This is a genomic window from Streptomyces sp. NPDC052101, assembly GCF_040680235.1.
Taxonomy (GTDB): Bacteria; Actinomycetota; Actinomycetes; order Streptomycetales; family Streptomycetaceae; genus Streptomyces.
This window is the reverse complement of the sequence record NZ_JBFAWH010000154.1, coordinates 1-1,118: the sequence shown is the minus strand read 5'-3', so window position 1 is coordinate 1,118 and position 1,118 is coordinate 1. Positions and strand designations below refer to the sequence as shown.

The following is a 1,118-nucleotide window of genomic DNA, read 5'->3' as shown; positions in this document are numbered from 1 at the left end:
CCTCCCCGGACTCGAGGGGCTGGCGCAGCGCCTCGAGGGTGCGCCGTTCGAACTCGGGGGCCTCGTCCAGGAACAGCACGCCGCCGTGGGCGAGGGAGGCCGCTCCCGGCCGGGCGAGGCCGCTGCCGCCGCCCACGAGGGCCGAGCGGGACGCCGAGTGGTGGGGTGCCTCGAACGGCGGGGTCCGGTCGATGTCACCGTCGAACCCCTGGGCCGTCCCGCCCCTGCGCCGGACACGGGCGTCGCCGCCGCGGAGGGAGCGCAGGGCGGCGCACTCGAGCGCGGTGCGCCGGTCCAGGGGAGGCAGGATTCCGGGCAGGCGCTCGGCGAGCATGGTCTTGCCCGCCCCCGGGGCGCCCATGAGCAGCAGGTGGTGGGCGCCGGCGGCTGCGACCTCGAGGGCGAACCGGGCCTCGGCCTGTCCGGCGACCTCGGCGAGGTCGGGCACCGCACGGGCCGGCTCCGGTTCCGGGGCTGTCACCTGCCGTCGGGCCGGGCGGTGGGGCGGCTCTCCGTCCGGTTCCCCGCCGAAGGCGCGGATGACGTCGTGCAGATGGGCGAAGCCGCGGACCTCGGCGCCGGGGACCAGTCGGGCCTCGGCCTCCGCATCCTCGGCGACGACCACCTCGGAGCACCCCGCGTCGACGGCGGCCATCACCATCGCCACGGTCTCCGGCGAGCGGTGCAGGGCGCCGTCGAGGCCGAGCTCGGCCAGGAACACGGGCCCCTCGACGTTCCGCACCCGCCCGTCCGCGGCGTAGGCCGCCAGGACGATCGCCAGGTCGTGGCACGCACCCCGCTTGTGCACCCCCGCCGGCAGCAGGTTCACGGTCAGGTGCCGCCGGGTCAGGGGCAGTCCGGCGTTGCGCGCGGCGGAGCGGATGCGGTCCCGGCTCTCCTGCAGCGCCTGGTCCGGCAGGCCGAGGAGGGTGAACCCGGGCAGGGACTGGGCGATGTCCGCCTCGACGTGCACGACCTCCCCGCGCAGACCCGCCAGCGTGATGGAGCGGGTGCGTCCGATGCCGCTCACGGCCGCACGTCCTGCAGCAGATCGAAGCGGATCCCGCCCGTGCGCGGCACCAGCACGGCGACGGCGTCGACGCGCCAGGGCGTTCCCC

At 77.0% G+C, this 1,118-nt stretch carries 1 protein-coding gene; it reads right to left on the bottom strand.

Going from position 1 to position 1,118, the window contains the following annotated elements; translation table 11 throughout:
• The coding region (locus AB0L75_RS44435; protein ID WP_365191971.1) for an ATP-binding protein at window positions 1-1,030 on the bottom strand (1,030 nt) is incomplete at its 3' end.
• Between the last annotated feature and the right edge of the window lie 88 nt (window positions 1,031-1,118).